Raw genomic sequence first — 19,790 nt, 5'->3', positions numbered from 1 at the left:
ACGAAGGGCTGCACTATACTCGCGGCCGCATCGAGGGGCCGAGCACACCTCGGAAGCGGTCCGGATTGAGCAGTGGCCTGGGGCCATCCGCTCGTCCGCGGAGGACCGGGTGAACACGATACGACGAGTGAAGATCGCGGGGCTGGGCAAGAGCCTGCCCCGGCGGGTGGTGACGAGCGCGGAGCTGGAGACACGGCTGGGTCTGGAGCCCGGGTGGATCGAGCGCAAGACGGGCGTCGCCGAGCGCCGGCACGCCACCGACGAGACGGCTGCCTCCCTGGGCGCCGAGGCGGCGAGGGTGGCGCTCCAGCGGGCCGGCCTGACGCTGGGGGACGTGGGGCTGATCCTCTGCGCCTCGGGGACGCCGCAGCAGACCATTCCCTGCACGGCGGTGTTCTTCCAGCGTGAGCTGGGCCCGGAGGCGCACGGCATTCCCTGCTTCGACGTGAACAGCACCTGCCTGTCCTTCCTCACCGGGCTGGACGTGGCGGCGAACGCCGTGGCGCTGGGGCAGCACCGCGCCGTGCTCGTGGTGTCCGCGGACCTCGCCAGCGTCGGGCTGAACTGGAATGAGAAGGAGAGCTGCGTGCTGATGGGCGACGGGGCGGCCGCCGCCGTGGTGACGCGCGCGGAGGAGACGGAGCCCAGCCACCTGTACCCCTCGTCCTTCACCACCCATAGCGCCGGCGCGGACCTGGCCTGCCTCACGGGAGGAGGCACCCTCAACCATCCCAACGCGCCGACCACCACGCCGGAGATGAACCTCTTCCACATGGATGGGCCGGCCATCTTCCGCTTCACGCAGCAGGCCAGCGTCCCCTTCATCGCGAAGTACCTGGCGTCGCTGCCGTTCCCCGCCGAGGAGATCCGCGTGCTGGTGCCGCACCAGGCCAGCCTCTTCGCCGTGCGCATGGCGGCGCGGGCGTGCGGCTTCGAGCAGGAGCGGCTGGTGGAGAACATCCAGACGCACGGCAACTGCATCTCCGCCTCCCTGCCCATGGCGCTCCATGACGCGGTGGAGGCGGGGCGCATCCGCCGGGGCGATCGCATCCTGCTGGCCGGCACGGCGGCGGGCGTGTCCATCGGCGCGCTGGCGATGGTGTACTGACATGGCCAGCTACATCTGGCGCAACGTGCGGCGGATGATCCCGCTGGTGCTGGTGAACACGACGGCCTACCTCTGGTTCAACCACCACCCCACGGGGACGCCCGCGTACCTGCCTCTCACGTGGGTGGACGCGCTGCTGCCCTTCATGGCCTGGACGGTGTGGCCCTACGCCATCCTGCTGCTGGCGGACGTCGGCGTGCCGGCCTTCATCCGCGACGAGACGATCTTCCGCGACACGGTGCGGGCCTATTACGTGGCCATCGGGCTGAACTTCACGATCTGGCTGCTGTTCCCTACCACCTATCCCCGCCCGTCCTCCGTGGAGGGAGATGCCATCTCGATGGCGGCCTACAACCTGCTGGTCGTGGTGGACACGCCCCACAGCAGCTTCCCCTCGGGGCACATCACCATCCCCGCCGTGGCCTGCTGGGGGCTGGTGAGGGATCGCCCCCGCGTCGCCGTGCCGCTGTGGATCGCCTTCGCGCTGACGTCCTTCACCATCATCACCACCCGCCAGCACTACTTCCTGGACCTGCTGGGTGGCCTGGCCACCGCGGTGGTCGGCATCCTGGTCACCGCGCCCCTGCGCTCGTCCGCCCGAGCGCAGGTGAAAACCTTCCAGGTCGGGGAATGAGCGGGCAGGCTATAGGGTTGCTGCGCGAATTCATGCCAGTCCCCTCTGGAGGTTTCACTTGAAGCGAAAGCATCTCTTCGCCAGCGCCGGCGCCGCCGTCCTCGTGTCCGCCGCGTGTGCCACCACCCCCGCCCAGGAGGGCCCAAGCTCCATGCACGACACCCAGCCCCCGGCCGCCCAGGCCCCCAGCCAGCAGGCTCCCAGTCCGCAGGTCCAGAACCCGCTGCTCGCCCCGTGGGCTGGCCCGTACGGCGGCGTCCCCGCGTTCGATCAGGTCAAGGTCGAGCTCTTCAAGCCCGCCCTCGAGGCGGCCATGGACAAGGCCCGCGCGGAGGTGGCCGCCATCGCCAACAACCCCGCCGCGCCGAACTTCGAGAACACCCTGGCCGCCCTGGAGGACCTGGGGCGCACCCTGGATGACGTGCGGACGATCTACAGCGTCTGGTCCTCGACCATGAACGGGCCGGAGTTCCAGGCCATCGAGCGCGAGATGGCTCCCAAGCTCGCCGCCTTCCATGACGAGATCAACCAGAACGAGAAGCTCTTCCAGCGCATCGAGGCCGTCTACACCTCGCCCGAGAAGGCGAAGCTCACCCCCGAGCAGCAGCGCCTGAGCTGGCTCCGCTATACGGACATGGTCCGCGCCGGCGCCAAGCTCGACGCGGCCGCGAAGAAGCGCCTGGTCGAGATCAACCAGCGCCTCGCCTCACTCTTCACCACCTTCAGCCAGAACGTCCTCAAGGACGAGGAGAGCTACGCCGTCATCCTCGAGTCCGAGGCGGACCTCGCCGGCCTTCCCGACTCCGTCCGGGCTGGCGCGGCGGCCGCGGCCGAGGCTCGGGGACAGAAGGGCAAGTGGGCCATCTCCAACACGCGCTCCGCCATGGAGCCGTTCCTGACCTACTCGTCCCGCAGGGATCTGCGCGAGAAGGTCTGGCGCAACTACGTCAACCGCGGTGACAACGGGGATGCGCGCGACAACAACGCCATCATCTCCGAGATCCTCAAGCTGCGCGCCGAGCGCTCCAAGCTGCTGGGCTACTCGACGCATGCGCACTGGCGGCTGGAGAACGCCATGGCCAAGACGCCCGAGCGCGCCATGGCGCTGATGGAGGCGGTGTGGACTCCCGCGGTCGCTCGCGTCCGCGAGGAGGTCGCCGACATGCAGGCGGTGGCCAACAAGGAGGGCGCGAAGCTGAAGATCGCCCCCTGGGACTACCGCTACTACGCCGAGAAGGTGCGCAAGGCGAAGTACGACCTCGATCAGAACGAGGTGAAGCCGTACATGCAGCTCGAGAAGCTGCGCGAGGGCATGTTCTGGGTCGCCGGCGAGCTGTTCAGCTTCGTGTTCGTGCCGGTGGACAACGTGCCCGTCTACCACCCCGACGTCCGCGTCTGGGAGGTGAAGGACAAGACCAGCGGCCGGCACATCGGCCTGTGGTACTTCGATCCGTACGCGCGGCCCGGGAAGCGCTCGGGCGCGTGGATGAACGCCTACCGCAGCCAGGAACGGTTCAAGGGCGAAGTCACCACCATCGTCTCCAACAACTCCAACTTCGTGAAGGGCAAGCCCGGCGAGCCCGTCCTCATCAGCTGGGAGGACGCGGAGACGCTGTTCCACGAGTTCGGCCACGCGCTGCACGGGCTGAACTCCCAGGTGAGCTACCCGTCGCTCTCCGGCACCGCCGTGCCGCGTGACTACGTGGAGTTCCCCTCGCAGCTGCTGGAGCACTGGCTCTCCACTCCCGAGGTGCTCAACCGCTTCGCGGTTCACTACCAGACGGGCAAGCCCATTCCCCAGGCGCTGGTGGACCGCATCAAGAAGGCCTCCACCTTCAACCAGGGCTTCGCCACGGTGGAGTTCCTGGCCAGCGCCCTGGTGGACATGAAGCTGCACCTGGCCGGTGCCAAGGAGATCAACCCGGATGCGTTCGAGCGCGACACGCTGAAGGCGCTCGGGATGCCGGAGGAGATCGTCATGCGGCACCGCACGCCGCAGTTCACCCACGTCTTCGCGGGCGACGGGTACTCGGCGGGCTACTACAGCTACCTCTGGGCCGACACCCTCACGGCGGACGCCTACGAGGCCTTCACCGAGGGCGGCGGGCTCTACGATCGGGCCGTGGCCGACAGGCTGCGCAAGAACGTCTTCTCCCTGGGCAACACGGTCGATCCCGCCGAGGCCTACCGCTCCTTCCGCGGCAAGGACGCCGGCATCGACGCGCTGATGCGCAAGCGCGGCTTCCCCGTGTCCCGGGCGGCGGCGAAGTAGCCCGGGTCGGCCCCCCTCTGCCTCGGGCCCGGTGATTCATCGAGGGGGCGCGCGCCCGCCAATCTCCGGGAAGCGCTCGTAGGCGCGCAGGAGCGCTTCCAGGTGCGAGGGGTCGTCGAGATCGAGCGGCGTCTCCGTGAGCCGAACGACCCACCCGCCCGTCGCAGTGCGCCACGCCCGCGAGAGGAGCTCCTCGTCGCGGGCAGGGTCCGGGAACCCGAGGGTCTGCGCGGTGGCTGCCGACCAGTAGTTCAGCCACCCGAGATAGTGGGGGATCTCAGGCGAGCGGAGGTGCTTGGGAAGGTTGAGCGCTGGGAGCCCCCGGGGCGGAACACCTCCGGTTCCTGTGAGGCCCGAGGAGCGTCTCCGGCCCAGAGTCCCGGCTCCCGGGTGGGCGGTAACACGCGCTTGTGAGGGCTCCGCGGCAGGGGCTTGGGGCGAACCTGCCCTGGCTGCCCGCTGTTGGGGAGGCCCGTGCCAGGCACAGCGGGTGGGCGCACAGGCGCCCAAGCGTAGGTCTCAGGCGCCTCTTGATCGGAAGTCCATTCCACGTCCTTTCATCGAAGTGAGCCTGGCGATCTTGCGGGCACCCCAGATGAGTCGAGACACGAGCGGATGTGTCCATGGAACGAAGCTGGGGTGGCGGTAACCCTCCCCCCTCTCCGAACGGCGGATCTCATCCCGCGGCGCTATAGGAAGCGGTGACGGAGGGCGCGTAACGTGGCCCTGACGCTCGAGCTCGAGCGTCTGTCCCGTCGCGTCATCCGTGGTCCGAGGCCCCCATGTCCGAGGACGACAGCCAGAGCCATCCCCCGCTCGCGGAGACGCTCCTGGGCAGGGCCCCGGAGCCGTCCGCCCCCCAGCGCAGGCCGCTGCCTCCCTCGCTGGTCGAGCGGTACGAGGACATCCGGCTGGCCGGCGAAGGGGCCGTGGGGATCGTCTACCGGGCGGTGGACCCCCGGCTGGGGCGCACCATCGCGCTGAAGCTCTTGAAGGGGAACAACCCGGCGCTCGGGCGGCGGTTCATCGCGGAGGCGCGGGCCCAGGCGCGCATCCAGCACGAGCACGTGTGCCGCGTGTACGAGGCCGGGCAGGCCGACGGCGAGCCGTACATCGTGATGCAGTTCATCGATGGCGAGCCGCTCTCGCGCATCCGCGAGCGGCTGACGCTCGAGCAGCAGGTGAAGCTGCTCATGGAAGTGTCCTCGGCGGTGCATGAGGCGCACCGGCTGGGGATGATCCACCGGGACATCAAGCCGGGGAACATCCTCGTCGAGCAGCGCGAGGACGGCACGTGGAAGCCGTACGTCGTGGACTTTGGCCTGGTGCGCCAGCTCGAGGATCAGGGCCAGACCCAGACCGGAGAGGTCATCGGCACGCCCGCGTACATGTCGCCCGAGCAGGCCCTGGGCGAGGTGCACGGGCTGGATCGCCGCACCGACGTCTACTCGCTGGGGGCCACGCTGTACGACGTGATCGCCGGGCGGCCCCCGTTCGTCTCGGATCATCCGTGGAAGCTGCTCGCCATGGTGACGCTCGAGGATGTCCCGCTTCTGGGCGCGGTGAAGCCGGGCGTGCCCAAGGACGTCGAGACCATCGTGATGAAGTGCCTGGAGCGCGCTCCGGCGCGTCGCTATGACTCCGCGCGGGCGCTCGCCGAGGATCTGCGGCGCGTCCTGGATGGCGAGCTGATCCAGGCCCGACCCGTGTCCTGGGCCCAGGTCCTCCTGCGAAAGGCGCGCAAGCACAAGCTGCTCACGGGGCTGGTGGCCACGCTGGCGCTGGGAGCGCTGGCGCTGGGCGGCGTCTGGGTCGCGGCGGAGAGACATGCGGCCGAGCAGGCCCGGCTGGCGCTGGAGCTGGGCGAGAGCGTCAAGGAGATGGAGCTGTTCCTGCGCACGGCGTACGGCCTGCCCCTGCATGACGTGGAGCGGGAGCGGGACGTGGTGCGCGCCCGGCTCGGGGAGATCGAGCGACGGATGCGCGAGGCGGGCAGGGCGGGGCAGGGGCCCGGGCACTACGCGCTCGGGCTGGGAGAGCTCGCGCTCGGCAGCCCCGAGCGCGCCCGGGAGCACCTGGAGCAGGCGCTCGCGGCGGGCTACTCGTCGGCGGATCTCCAGTACGCGCTGGGGCGGGCGCTGGGCGAGCTGCTGCGCCACGCCCTGGAGGAGACCCGGCGCATCAGCAACGAGGAGGAGCGCCAGAAGAAGGTGGAGCTCCTCGACCGGGAGATCCGTGAGCCGGCGCTCGCGCACCTGCGCGCCGCGGTGGGCTCGAGGCTGGAGGTGCCGGAGTACGCCGAGGGGCTGATCGCGCTGTACGAGGGACGGAGCGAGGAGGCGATCGCCAAGGCCCAGGCCGCGTTCGACAAGGCCCCGTGGATGTACGAGCCGAAGAAGCTCGAGGGGGACGCGCTGTACGCGGAGGGCAGCAGGTACCGGCATGACGCGGCGTTCGACTACGAGAAGATGAAGGCCTACTTCGATCGGGCCGCGCAGGCCTACCGGGTGGCCGCGGAGATCGGCAGCAGCGATCCGGACGTGCACCGGGCCGAGTGCGAGCTGTGGGAGAAGATGGGGTGGGGGGCCTTCTCCAAGGGCCTGCCCACCGGCCCGCCGTTCGAGGCCGCCAGGGCCGCGTGCGATCGCGCGGTGCGGGCGAGCTCGAAGGATGGCAGGGCGCTGGTGCAACGGGCGCTCGTGCTCATGGCGCGCCTCCATGGCCTGCGGAGCAACGTCTCGGCGGACACGATCCCCGTCGTGGAGGAGGCGCTCGCCGCGGCCGAGGAAGGGGTGCGCGCCCGCCCCGGGGACATCATGGCCCACCATGCCGTGGCCCAGGCCCTCTACCTGCGCGCGCGGCTGCTCTACTCCCTGGGTCGCGAGGCCTCCATGCAGCCGGCGATCGAGGGGTATCAGCGCGTCCTCGCGATGGATCCCCGCTTCTCCTGGGCGGTGAACGAGCTGGGGGATGCCTACCTCCGGGAGGCTCGCGAGCAGCTCTTGCACGGGCTGGAGGCCACACCGCTGCTGGAGAGCGCCGTCCGCCAGTACGAGCGGGCCATGGCGCTGGACTCCCGGTTCTCGTTGCCCGCCGGAGGCCGCCTGGAGGCGCTGGCGGTGTGGCTCGAAGCCGAGCTCGCGCGTGGACGCGATGCGCAGGCCGTGCTCGAGGCCTTCTCCAGCGCGGTGTCCCAGTTCGCGCGCACGAACTTCAGCCCTGGGATGGTCGTCTTCTGGAAGGCCCGCGCGCGGCGGTTCCACGGCCAGCGGGAGCTCGTTCTCGGACGCGATCCGCGCGGGGCTCTCGAGTCGGCCGTCGAGCTGATCCGGGCTGCCGCGGGCGAGTCCCCGAAGGACTCGTGGCTCCTCCGGGAGCTGGCGCGGTGCCGCCTGCTGGAGGCCGAGCACGCGCTGAGCCAGGGGACGGATCCATCGCTGGCCCTGGAGCGGGCGCGAGCCGCGGCGAGGCAGGCCTCCGAGCTGAGCGGACCGATCCCGTCGCTCGCGCTGCTCTCGGCGACCATCGAGCTCACGGCCCTCCGCGCGGCCACGCGGAGCGAGGCCCTCCGAGAAGAGCACTTCGAGCAGGCCTTCGGGTTGCTTCGCCCCCTGCTCACGCTGCCTGGCAACGACTCCGCGCCCTACCAGCTCGCGGCCGAGCTCCATGCCGAGCGCGCGGCCTGGCTCGCGAAGCGGGGCCAGAGCCCCGAGCAGGACATCCGAGGCGGGCTGGCGCGCGTGGATGAGGCGCTCGCCAGGAACCCCCACAACCCCCTGGCCTGGCTGGCGAAGGGGCACCTCCTCCTCGAGCGGGCGCGGACGGCCCGCTCACCGCAAGCCCGCGCCGAGGAGGGACAGCGTGCCCGGGACGCCTTCGAGACCGCTGCTCGCAAGAACCCTCGCCTCGCTCGGGAGAGCGCGAACTGGCTGGGCGATGCGTCGCGGCTTGTTCGCTAGTCCGCACTGGTCCGCGACCCCGATGCGAGGCCGAGCCCTCAAAAAGACTGCAACATGGCAATGCCATTGGAACGGCACGACCCCCCGTGTCTGAGTCCATGGCCAGAGGTGGCTCATGTTCAGTTCACAGGTGCGCTTCATGTGGGTTGCTTCATTGCTGACCGGCCTCCTGGGATGCGGAACCGAGATGCCGGAGGCCGCGCCAGGCTCTCCCCTCGCGTCGCGCAGGCAGGCCACGGAAGAGGAGCGTCCACCCCCCAACGGGGCGAACGGCACTCGCCCCTCCTGCTTCTGGGCCCATGGCGCGCAGCAGGCGCTGAGAGCCCTCGGTGGCCAGGCGCTCGATCAGGGCGGGGGAGCGTTGGCGAGCATTCCCCTCAGCCAGGTCTCCAGCGACTGTCGCGAGGTCCTCCGCTCCGCCGTCGAGTGCGCCCTCACCCCGGAGCAGGCGGTGACGGACCCTGTCACCGGCGAGCTGTACACGGGGTGGTGGGGGCTGGCGCCGGCGTGGCTCGGCAGCACCCTTCACGTCGAGGGGCGCCGGTACGTGACGGCGTGCATGGTCCAGCGGCTGAACTACCACGGGACGTCCGTGCCCATCCTCCTGGAGGGCCGCCATGAGGCGCTCTCGGCGAGCCAGTCCTTTGGCGCGGAGTACCCCCTCATCGAGTCGACCGCCTATGGCGATCTGTTCTCGTCGCCCGTGCCCCTGCTGGGGCTCCTGCCCGCGTTCAGCGTCTTCGTGTGCTGGGAGGGACTGCTGCCCCAGTCGTGCGGGCTGCTCGGGCTGCCCCTGCTCCTGGAGGACCGCATCTGCGACGATGCGCCGCTGTGCGGCCTCCTCACGGTGGGGCCGTGCGCCCTGTCCTGCGTGCGGGACGACGGGCTCTGGAGCTGCAGGCCGGATCTGCTCTCCACGCCGTGGCCGCAGACGGTGCGGGTGAGGCTCGAGGAAGACTCCTGTCAGTGAGCCTCAGTGGATGGGCGAGGGGGTGGGCGTGTCGATTCGCACCAGCGCGTGGCCTGTGTTCGACGCGAAGCTATGGCTCCAGGTGCGCCAGGAAGTCCAGGGCCCGGATGCTCGGCAGGAAGAAGTAGCCGCCGCCCTTCATCGTGACGAAGCGGGAGATGCCCTCCACGCACCGGCGGAGCGGCTGGCGCGGCAACGTCAGCTGTCCCGCGCCGTGCGTCATGAGCGGATCGCGCTCGTCATACCGGCCGCCGAACTTGCCGTTGTTCAGCCACGTCTGCTGGAGGAACTCGAACTGCCGGGCGATGTTCGCGTTGAGGGCGATGAAGAGCACTCCCTTGCCGCTCGCGTCGGAGTAGGTGATGCCCCGGCGCAGGATGCGGTGGCGGCGGCTCACCTGCATCGACAGCTCCGCGCTGGGAGGCAGCGCGTCCCGCGGGTTGGCGCGCCGCACGTGCGAGGCCACCGGACAGCCATGGCCGTCCAGATCGTTCTCCCGGAACCCGAAGCTGTTGTCGTGCCCATGCCGCCCGTCCGGGGGCTCCGCGGGCGGCACATCCTCCCCCGGCCGCAGCGGCGCGCCATTGTGCCACCGCCCCATGAGCTTGGCGGCCAGCCACTGCTTCTTCTGCTCGTCACTCTCGCCGACGCCCAGCTCCTTGTGGGCCTCGAGGAAGTGCTGGAAGGCGTCCACGTTCTCCTCGAGCTTGCGCAGGACCAGGTAGCTCCCGTTGCGCCCGAGCTCCTTCCAGTCCCTCCGGTGCGCCTGTGCCGGGAGCGCTCCCGTCGTGTCCAGGACCGCGGGCACGCTCGGCACGTCGGGGCTCTCCGCGTACTCGTTCTCGTAGCCCAGCAGGAACTCTCCCGGCTTGATGGCGCCGTGATCTGGGCCCTCGTGCTTCGACTCGCGGAACCCTTCGATCTCGGGCTGGGAGATGCCGTCGCGGAAGCCGAAGTGCTCCACCATGCCGCCCCGGGCATCCCGGATGCGAGCGGTCCGCTGCGCGGCGAGCTCCCGCAGCCCCCCCGCCTCGAGCCGCGAGCGCTGCGTGGCGAGCAGCGAGGACAGCTCCTGCTCGGTGGTCGCGTACAGCATCAGCAGCAGGTGCACCGCCTCCTGGGAGGCCGGGCCGGAGGTGCCGCCGTACTCCCATGTCTCCGGCGAGCTCTCCTGCTCATCGCCCAGGATGTCCGCGCGGGCGGCCATGCCCTCGCGGAACTCCGAGGGGAACGTCTCCAGCGCCGCCTCGGGCAGCCCCAGCGCCTTCAGGCCGCTGCCGGTCAGCGCCAGGTTCACGCTCGTCCTCCAGTGCGCGAGCTGCTCGGGGGTCTTCTCCGCCGCGCTCGTCACCTCAGGAAGGCTCTGTCGCAGCCAGCTCCGGGCCCGGGCGGGATCCTCGATCCTCAACAGCAGGAAGCACGCCACGTCCTGGGTCTTGTACCCATGGAGCAGGATCCCCTGGATGTCGGCCTGGGGCCGACCGGGATCGGGCCGTGGCCGCTTGCGCAGGAAGAGCGGCAGCAGCCGCTGGGCGCGCTGGAGCATCGGTACGTGGGAGCGCTCGGATCGCAACATTCGGCTTCCTCCACTGCGTCAGGCGGCGGCCCGGCTCTCGCGGAGCGCGTCGCGTCAGGATGTAGCTCAGCCACTCCCGCGCCCTCATCATGTGGGGCTTGGGAGAGAAGACACCTCGGCACAGGAAGGAGCGCAGCGCCTCCTGCGCGTCGGGCGCGGAGACGTCCCCCCGCGCGAGCAGGCCTCTCAACTGGAGCAGGTGGTGCAGGTCCGTGATTGCCGGCTCCATGCGCCCCCCGGGGCCGTGGAGGTGGGTGCTGTACCAGACGCGCGTGCGCACCTGCTTCTGGTGGATCCACCCCTTGAAGGGCTCCAGGAAGGGCCGGCCGCGCGCGCGCAGGGGGAAGTCCTCCGTGTCCTTCCAGATGTTGACCAGGAAGTTGCGCACCTCGGAGTCGTCGATGAACGAGTCGATGTACGACTCCCAGCTGCCGTCGTAGTTGCTGAAGAACAGCAGCCGGCGCGTCCTGGGCCGCAGGAGCGAGCCCCGCCCTGGACGCCGCGACTTCAGCAGCACCCAGCGCGCGCAGTGGATGGCGCGGATGTGGTTGAGGCCGACCACGTAGCGCGCGAGCCGCAGGTTCACGCTCCGCAGCGTCATCCACAGGGCGAGCCGGCTGCCCAGGCCGGGCACCAGCGTGGCCACGTGGATCATCGGGTTCTGCACCTGCCCCTGGGGCTCCCGCTCGTAGCGGGGCAGCGCCGCGCCGTGCCGGCCCACCACGCGCGCTGCCTCCGGAGACTGGCGGCGCAGCACACCGCGCAGCCGCTTCTCCACCCAGCCGAGCGCGGTGAAGAGGCCCACCGCGGGCATCGCCACGAGGTAGCGGAACGGAGGATAGAGGAGGGTGGCTCGCGCCGCGCTGAAGCGCGCCCGAGCCCAGCGCCGCCGCCACTCCGGATCCTGCCGGAGCTCCTGCAGCGACTCGAGCCGATCGTTCAGCTCCTGGTGCACCCGGTCGATCCAGCGGGCTTCGCTCCGGGCCAGTCCCTCCAGCCTGCGGCTGGAGGCGTTCAGGTAGCGCTCGATCTCCTCGCCCAGCGCCAGGAGCCGGCGCATGCCCTCGGGCGGCTCCACCCGGTAGGAGAAGTCGACGTGGCGCGCCGTGTAGTCCACGGAGCCCGCCCGGAGGAACTCGCGCACCCGCGTCGGCTTGCGCAGCCCCTTGGCGGGGTACCCCTCGCAGCTCCGGTAGATGGCCTCGAAGGCCCGGGCTCCGGGCTCCCCGCGGCGCTCGGCGAGCGTGTCCACGAACCGCGTGAGGAACTCGTCCAGCCGCCTGCGGTAGCGCCCGTCCTCCGCGCTGAAGTCCAGGCCCATCACCAGCAGCCGCTCTCCGTCCGGGCCCGGCGCGAGGATGCCCCAGCGCCCGAAGTAGAGCCCGTCCACACCCTCGAAGGGATGCGCCTGGCCCTGGCGGATGCGCTGATCCACCTGGCCCAGGAGCGACTCGAGCGCCGCCACCCTCGAGGGCCTGATCCGCTTCACGATGGTCAGTGTGCCGTGCAGCATGCCGCCTCGCCTTCCATGTTGAACCTGCACGCCCGACTCGCCGCGTGCACGGGCGTCTGGGCGAGAGGGGGCGCGCGCGATCCCTCGCGCTCGTGAGATGACAGCTTGCGCTGGGCGTGGGTGCTGGAGAGCAGCCGGCTCACCAGCCTCTCGAACTCGTCCAGGGCACAGCTCTTGGGAACGAACTGGACGCCCGGAGCTCGCGGGTTGCCCGCGGAGCTGTGCAGGATGATGGGAATGTCGCGCAGCTGCTCGTCCGAGTGCAGCTCGTGGCACAGCTCCAGCCCGTTCATGCGCGGCATGTTCCAGTCGGTCACCACGAGATCCGGCGACGCCTCGCGCGCGATGCAGAGCGCCTCGCGCCCGTCCCGAGCACCCAGGACCCGGTGATCCATCTGCTCCAGCACCTCGGTGAAGAGGTCGAGCATTTCCTGTTCATCGTCTACGAGGAGGATGGTGCTCATGGTGTCGCCCGCCTTGCTTCCTTCGTTGTCGTTCTGTCTGGATCGAGTCTGGGTGCTCCCGGTGTGATGAGGTACGTGCGGTTCCTGGAACAGGATGTGTGGCCCCCCTCGCGGAAGCCTGCCTGTCCTGGCGGGTGGCGCGGGCTGGAGCGGGCTCCCGCCTGCTCGCGCGCCCGGTGGTGGCACGCATCGCCCCGCGGATCAGGTTCGTTGCTCGGCCTCACCAGGATTCCTAACCTCTGACGAGACGCTGCGCCGAGGGTCTCGGGGAAGGACCAGAGGGCAGAGGAATGCATCAAGGAGAGGAGCATCCAGACGAGCAGGCGCCCGGATCCGAGGATCCGTGGAGCGAGGCCGACGACGACGCCGACCTCGATGACTCCCTGCTGCACCAGGTGGCCCGCGTCTCCGTCCCGCTGCGGGTCCCCGAGCCTGGAGCGCGCATGGGCGGCGTGGACGGCCAGCGCTTCGAGATCCAGGATCGGCTCGGCGGCGGCGCCATGGGCGTGGTCCTCCGGGCCCGGGACAAGGAGCTGCAGCGCGAGGTGGCCCTCAAGTTCCTGTTCCCGCGCGAGGTGCTCGTCGAGGTGCCGCTCAGCGCCCTGCTGCGGCAGGAGGCCCGCGCCATCGCCCAGCTGGATCACGAGAACATCGTCCGAATCTTCGACGTCTCGGAGTGGGAGGGCGCGTCCTGGGAGCCGCGCGTCCCATTCCTGGTGATGGAGTGCCTGGAGGGTGAGTGTCTCTCGGCGCTGATGCAGCGCGAGCAGCCCTCGGTCCAGCGGGCCCTGGAGATCATCGGCGGCGTCGTCGCGGGCCTGGCCCATGCCCACGAGCACCACGTCATCCACCGGGACTTGAAGCCCGGCAACGTCTTCCTCACCCGCAGGGGCCAGGTGAAGCTCCTGGACTTCGGGCTGGCCTGGCTCACCGCCACCGCGTTCCCTTCGGTGCCGAACCTGCCCTCCGCCGGGACGCCCTCGTACATGGCGCCCGAGCAGTGGAGCGGCGAGGGACAGGACGAGCGCACGGACATCTGGGCGGTGGGAGTCCTCCTGTTCGAGCTGCTCACCGGCGAGACGCCCTACATGGAGACGAGCCTCGTGGAGCTGCGCGAGCGGGTGCTCTCCCAGGCGCCGGTGCCCCGCATGCGCGAGCGGACCCCGGAGCTGCCCGAGGAGCTGGATGCGCTCGTGGCGGCCATGCTGGTCAAGGAGCCCGCGAAGCGGATCGCCAGCATCGCGGAGGTCCGCGAGCGCCTGCGGCGCATCGAGGAGAGCCTGACGCCGTGGAAGGACGAGCCTCGCGGGCTGGCCCCCCAGCGGAGACAGGTGACGCTGGTGGCGTGCTGGCTGGCCGATCTGGCGGGCCTCGCCGAGCACCTGGACGTGGAGGATCTCGGCGAACTGGAGGGGGCCTTCCACCAGTCCTGCTCCGAGATCATCCAGGAGCATGGCGGGTTCATCACCACGTTCGTGGGGGATGAGGTGCTCGCCTGCTTCGGCTACCCCCAGGCGCGCGAGGAGGACGCGGACAAGGCGGCGCGGGCGGCCCTGTACCTGGCCTCGCACCTGGGCACGACGATCCAGCAGAAGCTGCCGTACCTGCCGCGCCGGAAGCTCACCGTGAAGGTGGGGCTCCACACGGGCACCGTGGTGCTGGACAACCTCCCGACCGAGCTGCGCGGGCGCACCTCCGCGCTCCAGGGAGAGGCCCCGAAGATCGCCCTCTGGCTGGCGCGGGAGGCTCAGCCGGATGCGGTGTGCATGAGCCACACCAGCTGGCGGCTGGTGCGTGGCGCCTTCAGGACCGAGCCGCTGGGGCAGCGCTCGTTCCAGGGGCTGTCGGGGGTGACGAAGCTGGAGGTCCACCAGCTGCTCAGGGAAAAGCGCACCGTGAGCCGCTTCGAGCGGACCCACGAGCAGGGCCCGCTCACTCCGCTGGTGGGCCGCGAGCCCGAGCTGCGGCGGCTCCTCGAGGAATGGGAGCGGGCGCGAGAGGGGCAGGGCGCCTTCGTCCTCCTTCGAGGAGAGGCGGGCATCGGCAAGTCGCGGCTGGTCCTGGAGCTGCGCGAGCGTGTCCCCGCGGACAGCGCGATCCGCCTGCGGTGCCAGTGCTGGGTCCAGTTCAGCACCAGCGCCTTCCATCCCATCATCGAGCTGATCCAGCACCTGCTGCGGCTGGATCCCGAGGGGAGCCCGCAGGTGAACCTGCGCAAGGTGGAGGGGCGCATGCGGGCGGCGGGGCTGCCGGCGGAGCAGGTGTTCCTGCTGGCCAGCCTCCTGGCGCTGCCCGTCACCGAGGGCTCACCGCACCTGCGGTACACGCCAGACCGGCTGAAGGAGAAGACGCTCGAGGCGCTCACGACGCTGCTGCTGAAGATGACCGAGGAGGGCCCCGTGCTCGCCGTCGTCGAGGATCTGCACTGGGCCGATCCCTCGACGCTGGAGCTGCTCGGGGTGCTGCTGACGCGCATCGAGCGATCGCGCATCTGCGTCTTCCTCACCGCGCGTCCGGACTTCCAGCACGCGTGGCCCAGGACGGACCGGCTCCACGTGCTCACGATCGATCGGCTGGCGCCGAAGCTCAGCGCGGAGCTGGTGCGGCAGGCGGCCAGCGGGCACTCGCTGTCGGAGGAGACCATCGAGCAGCTCGTGGCGAAGACGGATGGCGTGCCGCTCTTCGCCGAGGAGATGACGCGCATGGTGGTGGAGCGGGGCGGCCCAGAGGCCCCGGGCTCCGAGTCCTCCTCCATTCCGCTCACCCTGAGCGGGCTGCTGCTGGCGCGCCTGGACAGGCTCCCCCGACGGCAGAAGGCGCTGGCCCAGCTGTGCGCCGTGGTGGGGCGCGGCTTCAGCCATGCCCTGCTGGCCACGCTGTCGGGACGCAACGAGCAGGCGCTCGAGCAGGATCTCTTCGGGCTGATCCAGGCCGGCCTGCTCCAGCCGGGGGATGACACCAACGAGCCCCGGTACCAGTTCCGCCACGCGCTCATCCAGGAGGCGGCCTACCAGTCCCTGCTGCGGCGCACGCGGCGCGAGTACCACCGGCGCATCGCCCAGGTGATGGCCGCCCAGTTCCCCGAGCTGGCGGAGACGCAGCCCGAGATGCTCGCCCACCACTACACGGAGGCGGGAGAGGTGGAGCCCGCCATCCGCATGTGGGCCAAGGCCGGAGAGCGCGCCAGCCGGCGCTCGGCCAACGTGGAGGCCATCAGCCACCTGAGCCAGGCGCTGAAGCTGCTGCGCGGCCTGCCGGAGGAGGCGCGACGCCCCGAGCAGGAGCTGCAGCTGCTGGTGGGCCTGGGGCTGCCGCTGATGCAGACGCGCAGCGTGCGCGCTCGCGAGGTGGAGCAGACCTACGGCCGCGCCCTGGAGCTGTTCCACCAGGTGGGGGAGGCGCTGCCGGGCCTGCGCGTCTCCACCTGGGGCTCGTTCGCGTACTACTTCATGCGCGCCCGCTTCCAGGTGGCCCATGAGCTGGCCGAGCTGCTCGTGGACGTGGGCCAGCGCCAGCACAGCGGCGAGATGCTCTCGCTGGGCCACCGGATGATGGCCACCAACTTCTTCACCTGGGGGGACATGCCCACCGCCGTGGCGCACCTGGAGCGCGCCCTGGAGTGCTCGGACGTGAGTCTCGAGCAGCACCGGGAGCTCGCGGTGAAGCAGTGGGTGGATCCGCGGGTGGCCGCGCTCGCCTATGGCTCCGTCGTCCACTCCGTCACCGGTGATGAGGCCAGGGCGCGCGCCTACGGCCACGAGGCGCTGGCGCTGGCCGACCGGATAGGCCACCACCACACGCTGGCCCTCGCGCTGACCTACACCGCCCTGGCCTGTCAGCTCCGGGGAGAGCTGGAGTGCGCGCAGGAGCGCGCCGAGCGGTGCATGGCCATCTCCACCGAGCACCGCTTCCGGCTGTGGCTGGGCTGGTCCGTCTTCATCAAGAGCTGGGTGCTGTCCGCGCAGGGCTTCCCCCGCGAGGCGCTCGCGCTGCTGCGCGCCAACCTGGGGAAGTGGCGCAACGCGGGGATCCGCGCCGGCATGCCGCTGTTCCTCGGCATGCTCGCGGAGTACCACCTGAAGCTGGGGCAGTACTCACAGGGCCTGTCCGCGGTGAGCCACGCCCTGGGGTGGGCGGACGCGCTCGGCGAGCGCTCCTACGAGGTGGAGCTGCACCGCATCGAGGGCGAGCTGCTCCGGGCTCTCGGCCACGACGCGGCGGCCACGGTGTCCTTCATGCACGCGCTCGACGTGGCCCGCAGGCAGGGCTCGCACGGGTTCGGCAGGAAGGTGGAGGCGGCACTGGAGCGCCAGCTCCGTGGGCTGGGGAGCGAACGGCCGACTCTGGCGCCTCACTAGGGGGGAAGCGCTGGCCATCACAGGGGCGGGCTCGCCACTCCAGCCAGCGGGAGACGAGCCATGGACACACAGGGGACGACGATGTCGAACGGTCGCGAGCAGCTGGAGCAGGAGATTCGGGAGCTGTGTCTGCGGGGGGACACGGCGGGGGCGGTGGAGCGCGCGCTGCAGGGCTACGGGATGGAGATCATGCGGCTGATGGCCTCGGTGCTCCACAACCCGGAGCTGGCCAAGGACGCCTTCAGCGTCTTCTGCGAGAGCCTCCTCAAGGGGCTGCCGTCGTTCCGCTGGGAGAGCTCCTTCCGCACGTGGGCCTATCGCCTGGCGCGCAACGCCTGCTACCAGCTGGTGCACGCGCCGTCGGCCCGGGAGACGCCCGTCAGCTCCTCGGCCATCCCCGAGGCTCCGCTGGGCAACCGCTCCGACACCCGGCCCTGGCAGCGCACCTCCGTGAAGGAGCGCTTCCGGGCGCTGCGCGAGAGCCTCGAGCCCGATGAGCGCATGTTGCTGATGCTGCGCGTGGATCAGCGCCTGGCGTGGACGGAGGTGGCCCGGGTGATGTGGGACTCGGACGAGCCGATGACGAGCGCCGCCGTCACCCGCAAGGCCACCGCGCTGCGCCAGCAGTTCCAGCGCATCAAGGTCCACCTGCGGCAGATGGCCATCGAGCAGGGCCTCATCGAGCAGGACGAGGCCTCCGCCGATCCCGTCGGGTAGGCACGGCGAGCGCTCGTCCCCCTCCTCGCTCCCTGATGTTACTGTTGTATCAATAACGGAAAAATCCCGACTTGTTGCGATAAAATGAAAAACCTCCCAGGCTCTCGGCGACGGGAGGAGCGATGGGTCGCGGTGCAGGAGCGAGCGAGGGTGGGTGGGTGCGTCAGAGAACGAACCTGCTGTTCTCGGTGCTGATCGTCGGGCTGTACGGGTTGGACCTGATGGTCCTGGGGCACTCCCAGTGGGAGCTGCTGGGGATCCGGGTGGCGTGGGGGGTGGCGACGATGGTGAGCGGGGCGATGCTCCCGCGAGTGAGCCTGGCGCAGGCGCGCTGGGTGGGCGGCGGCTACGGGGTGGTGTCCGCGCTCTGCTACCTGGGGCTGCTGGTGTTCACCGGGGGCACGCACAGCCCGTACTTCTACTTCTTCCCCACGCTGCCGCTCATCCTGGCCCTGACGTCCTCCGAGACGCTGGCGTCGGCCGTCACGTGCGGTGTCGTCAGCGCGCTGGGCGGTGGGTGGCTCGTGTATGCGGGAGGGGAGCCGGCGCTCCAGGGCGTGATGTGGGGCGCGATGCTGATGGTGATGATGTTCTTCGGCACCTACGGGGGCATGCAGTTCCGCAAGGTCCGGCACGCGGAGGAGGCGATGCTCCTGGAGCGCGCGCGGCGCGAGGCGCTCGAGAAGCTGGCCTTCAGCGAGCACCGCCGGGCCCAGTCCGAGAAGCTGGCCACCATCGGCCGGCTGGCGGCGAGCGTGGCCCACGAGCTGAACAACCCCATCGCCTACGTCCGCTCCAACCTGGGCTTCATCGAGAAGGAGCTCATGGCCTCGGCCGTCGAGTCCAAGGAGGATCTGCGCGAGGCCTTCCAGGATGTGAGCAGCGGCGTGGAGCGCATCCGGCAGATCGTCTCCGATCTCCAGGGCTTCTCGCGCATGGACGCGACGGAGGAGCCCACGCACTGCTCGCTCGCGGAGGTGGTGAAGGACGCGTCGCGGCTGGCGTCGGTCCGGCTCAAGAACGTGGCCGAGCTCCGCGTCGAGGTGCCCGCGGATCTGCCCGTGGTGTACGTGGTGCGGCGGCGGCTGGCGCAGGTGATCCTCAACCTGCTGGTGAACGCGGGGGATGCGGTGGAGCCGCATCGGGGCTCGGAGGGAGAGGTGCTCGTCCTGGGCCGCGTCGAGGGCGGCACCGTCCAGGTGCTCATCGAGGACAACGGCCCTGGCTTCTCGGCGGAGGTGCTGGCGCGGCTGTTCGAGCCGTTCTTCACGACGAAGGGCCCGGAGAAGGGGACCGGGCTGGGTCTGGTGCTGTCGCGCGAGTACGTGGAGCAGTTTGGCGGCAGGCTGACGGCGACGAACCGCGAGGAGGGCGGGGCGCGGATGTGCATCGCGCTGCCGATCAGCGCGAGCCGCCCGGAAGCCGCCGTGGCGTGAGCGGGGCTAGGCCTTCTTCGTCGCCACGACGATGCTGAAGGGCGTGAAAGGCGGCGGCATGAGCCTGTCCCGCACGTCCACCTCGAAGCCCTGGGCCTCGAGCAGCTCGCGGGCCCTGGGGACGAGGAACGTCAGGTAGTACATGACGAAGGGGGGCTTCCACAGGGCGTTGCGCACGCGCATCGCCGCGTTGAAGCCCTTGGCCATCCAGTAGCCGGGGTTGAGCACCGAGGGCGGGTGCGCGGTGATGAAGAGGAAGCGGCCTCCTGGACGCAGCGCTCGGGCGATTCCCTCGACGAGCCGTGGCTCGTCCTGCTCGAGGATGTGACCGAAGGCTCCGAAGCTCGTCACCACGTCGAACTCGGAGGTGTAGCCCAGCTCCAGCGCGTCGCCCTGGACCAGGGTGATCCTCGCGTCGCCGGGGGCATCCGCGAGCAGCCGGTGGGCCTCGTCCAGCATGCCGCGGCTCAGATCCACGCCCACGACTTCCTGGCGGCACAGCGGGCGCAGGAAGCGCATGGCGCCGCCGGTGCCGCAGCACAGATCCAGCGCGCGATCGATGGAGCGCGGCGGCCCCACCTGCTCCATCGTCGTCCTCAGCACCGGATCCGGCGTGCGGAAGGGCGTGTACTCGAACTTGGGCGCGAGCAGATCGTAGCCCTGCTCCACCGAGCTCAGTGCCTGTCTCGCCAGCTCAATCAACGTGGGACCCTTGCGATGGAACATGGCCATCCGTGTAACAGCAGCCGCCAGACGAGTGCCAGCTACCGCTGCCCGGCTTTC

Annotated in this window: 12 protein-coding genes and 1 pseudogene; 8 read left to right on the top strand and 5 right to left on the bottom strand. The window is 70.4% G+C overall.

What is annotated here, in order from left to right:
• Nucleotides 1–109: 109 nt before the first annotated feature.
• From KY572_RS06380 to KY572_RS06370, 3 genes are all read left to right on the top strand, one after another.
• Complete coding sequence (locus KY572_RS06380; protein WP_224241402.1) at nt 110–1,108, top strand: beta-ketoacyl-ACP synthase 3; 999 nt, start codon at nt 110–112, stop codon at nt 1,106–1,108.
• A 1-nt stretch (nt 1,109) separates the two neighbouring features.
• Complete coding sequence (locus KY572_RS06375; RefSeq protein ID WP_224241401.1) at nt 1,110–1,742, top strand: phosphatase PAP2 family protein; 633 nt, start codon at nt 1,110–1,112, stop codon at nt 1,740–1,742.
• A gap of 151 nt (nt 1,743–1,893) precedes the next feature.
• Nucleotides 1,894–4,014, top strand: a complete 2,121-nt coding sequence (locus KY572_RS06370; RefSeq protein WP_224241518.1) for a M3 family metallopeptidase — start codon at nt 1,894–1,896, stop codon at nt 4,012–4,014.
• A gap of 36 nt (nt 4,015–4,050) precedes the next feature.
• Here KY572_RS06370 and KY572_RS06365 read toward each other — a convergent pair.
• Nucleotides 4,051–4,347: pseudogene (locus KY572_RS06365) on the bottom strand (DUF5953 family protein); the annotation flags it as partial.
• 449 nt (nt 4,348–4,796) lie between these two features.
• On the opposite strand from KY572_RS06365, the gene KY572_RS06360 reads away from it, so the two are divergent.
• The gene (locus KY572_RS06360; protein ID WP_224241400.1) at nt 4,797–7,973 is read left to right on the top strand and encodes a serine/threonine-protein kinase; all 3,177 of its coding nucleotides are present in this window, start codon (nt 4,797–4,799) and stop codon (nt 7,971–7,973) included.
• A 115-nt stretch (nt 7,974–8,088) separates the two neighbouring features.
• Entirely contained in the window at nt 8,089–8,943 is an 855-nt protein-coding gene (locus KY572_RS06355; RefSeq protein WP_224241399.1) for a hypothetical protein, read from the top strand.
• A 70-nt stretch (nt 8,944–9,013) separates the two neighbouring features.
• On the opposite strand, the gene KY572_RS06350 is transcribed toward KY572_RS06355, so the two are convergent.
• From KY572_RS06350 to KY572_RS06340, 3 genes are read right to left on the bottom strand one after another with little or no spacing between them, the layout of a single operon-like run.
• Nucleotides 9,014–10,369, bottom strand: coding sequence for a Dyp-type peroxidase (locus KY572_RS06350; protein ID WP_224241398.1), 1,356 nt, complete (start codon nt 10,367–10,369; stop codon nt 9,014–9,016).
• Nucleotides 10,296–12,032 carry a hypothetical protein gene (locus KY572_RS06345; protein WP_224241397.1) on the bottom strand — a complete coding sequence of 579 codons (1,737 nt, stop codon included), beginning with the start codon at nt 12,030–12,032 and terminating at the stop codon, nt 10,296–10,298. Before KY572_RS06345 ends, KY572_RS06350 begins: the two co-directional genes overlap by 74 nt.
• Nucleotides 12,014–12,496, bottom strand: a complete 483-nt coding sequence (locus KY572_RS06340) for a response regulator (RefSeq protein WP_224241395.1) — start codon at nt 12,494–12,496, stop codon at nt 12,014–12,016. The genes KY572_RS06345 and KY572_RS06340 overlap by 19 nt, the downstream gene beginning before the upstream one ends.
• A gap of 290 nt (nt 12,497–12,786) precedes the next feature.
• On the opposite strand from KY572_RS06340, the gene KY572_RS06335 reads away from it, so the two are divergent.
• The 3 genes from KY572_RS06335 (at nt 12,787) to KY572_RS06325 (ending at nt 19,007) form a co-directional block, all read left to right on the top strand.
• Nucleotides 12,787–16,854 carry a protein kinase domain-containing protein gene (locus KY572_RS06335; RefSeq protein ID WP_224241393.1) on the top strand — a complete coding sequence of 1,356 codons (4,068 nt, stop codon included), beginning with the start codon at nt 12,787–12,789 and terminating at the stop codon, nt 16,852–16,854.
• A 60-nt stretch (nt 16,855–16,914) separates the two neighbouring features.
• On the top strand, nt 16,915–17,571 hold the full coding sequence (locus KY572_RS06330) for an RNA polymerase sigma factor (protein ID WP_224241391.1): 657 nt from the start codon (nt 16,915–16,917) through the stop codon (nt 17,569–17,571).
• 158 nt (nt 17,572–17,729) lie between these two features.
• Entirely contained in the window at nt 17,730–19,007 is a 1,278-nt protein-coding gene (locus tag KY572_RS06325) for a sensor histidine kinase (RefSeq protein ID WP_224241389.1), read from the top strand.
• A 6-nt stretch (nt 19,008–19,013) separates the two neighbouring features.
• On the opposite strand, the gene KY572_RS06320 is transcribed toward KY572_RS06325, so the two are convergent.
• A complete protein-coding gene (locus tag KY572_RS06320) occupies nt 19,014–19,733 on the bottom strand; it encodes a class I SAM-dependent methyltransferase (protein ID WP_224241387.1) in 720 nt (239 codons plus the stop codon).
• Nucleotides 19,734–19,790: the final 57 nt, after the last annotated feature.

The sequence above is a fragment of the Hyalangium gracile genome (assembly GCF_020103725.1).
Classification (GTDB): domain Bacteria; phylum Myxococcota; class Myxococcia; order Myxococcales; family Myxococcaceae; genus Hyalangium; species Hyalangium gracile.
Note: the sequence above shows the minus strand (reverse complement) of the source record. Positions and strands in the feature narration are given on the sequence as shown.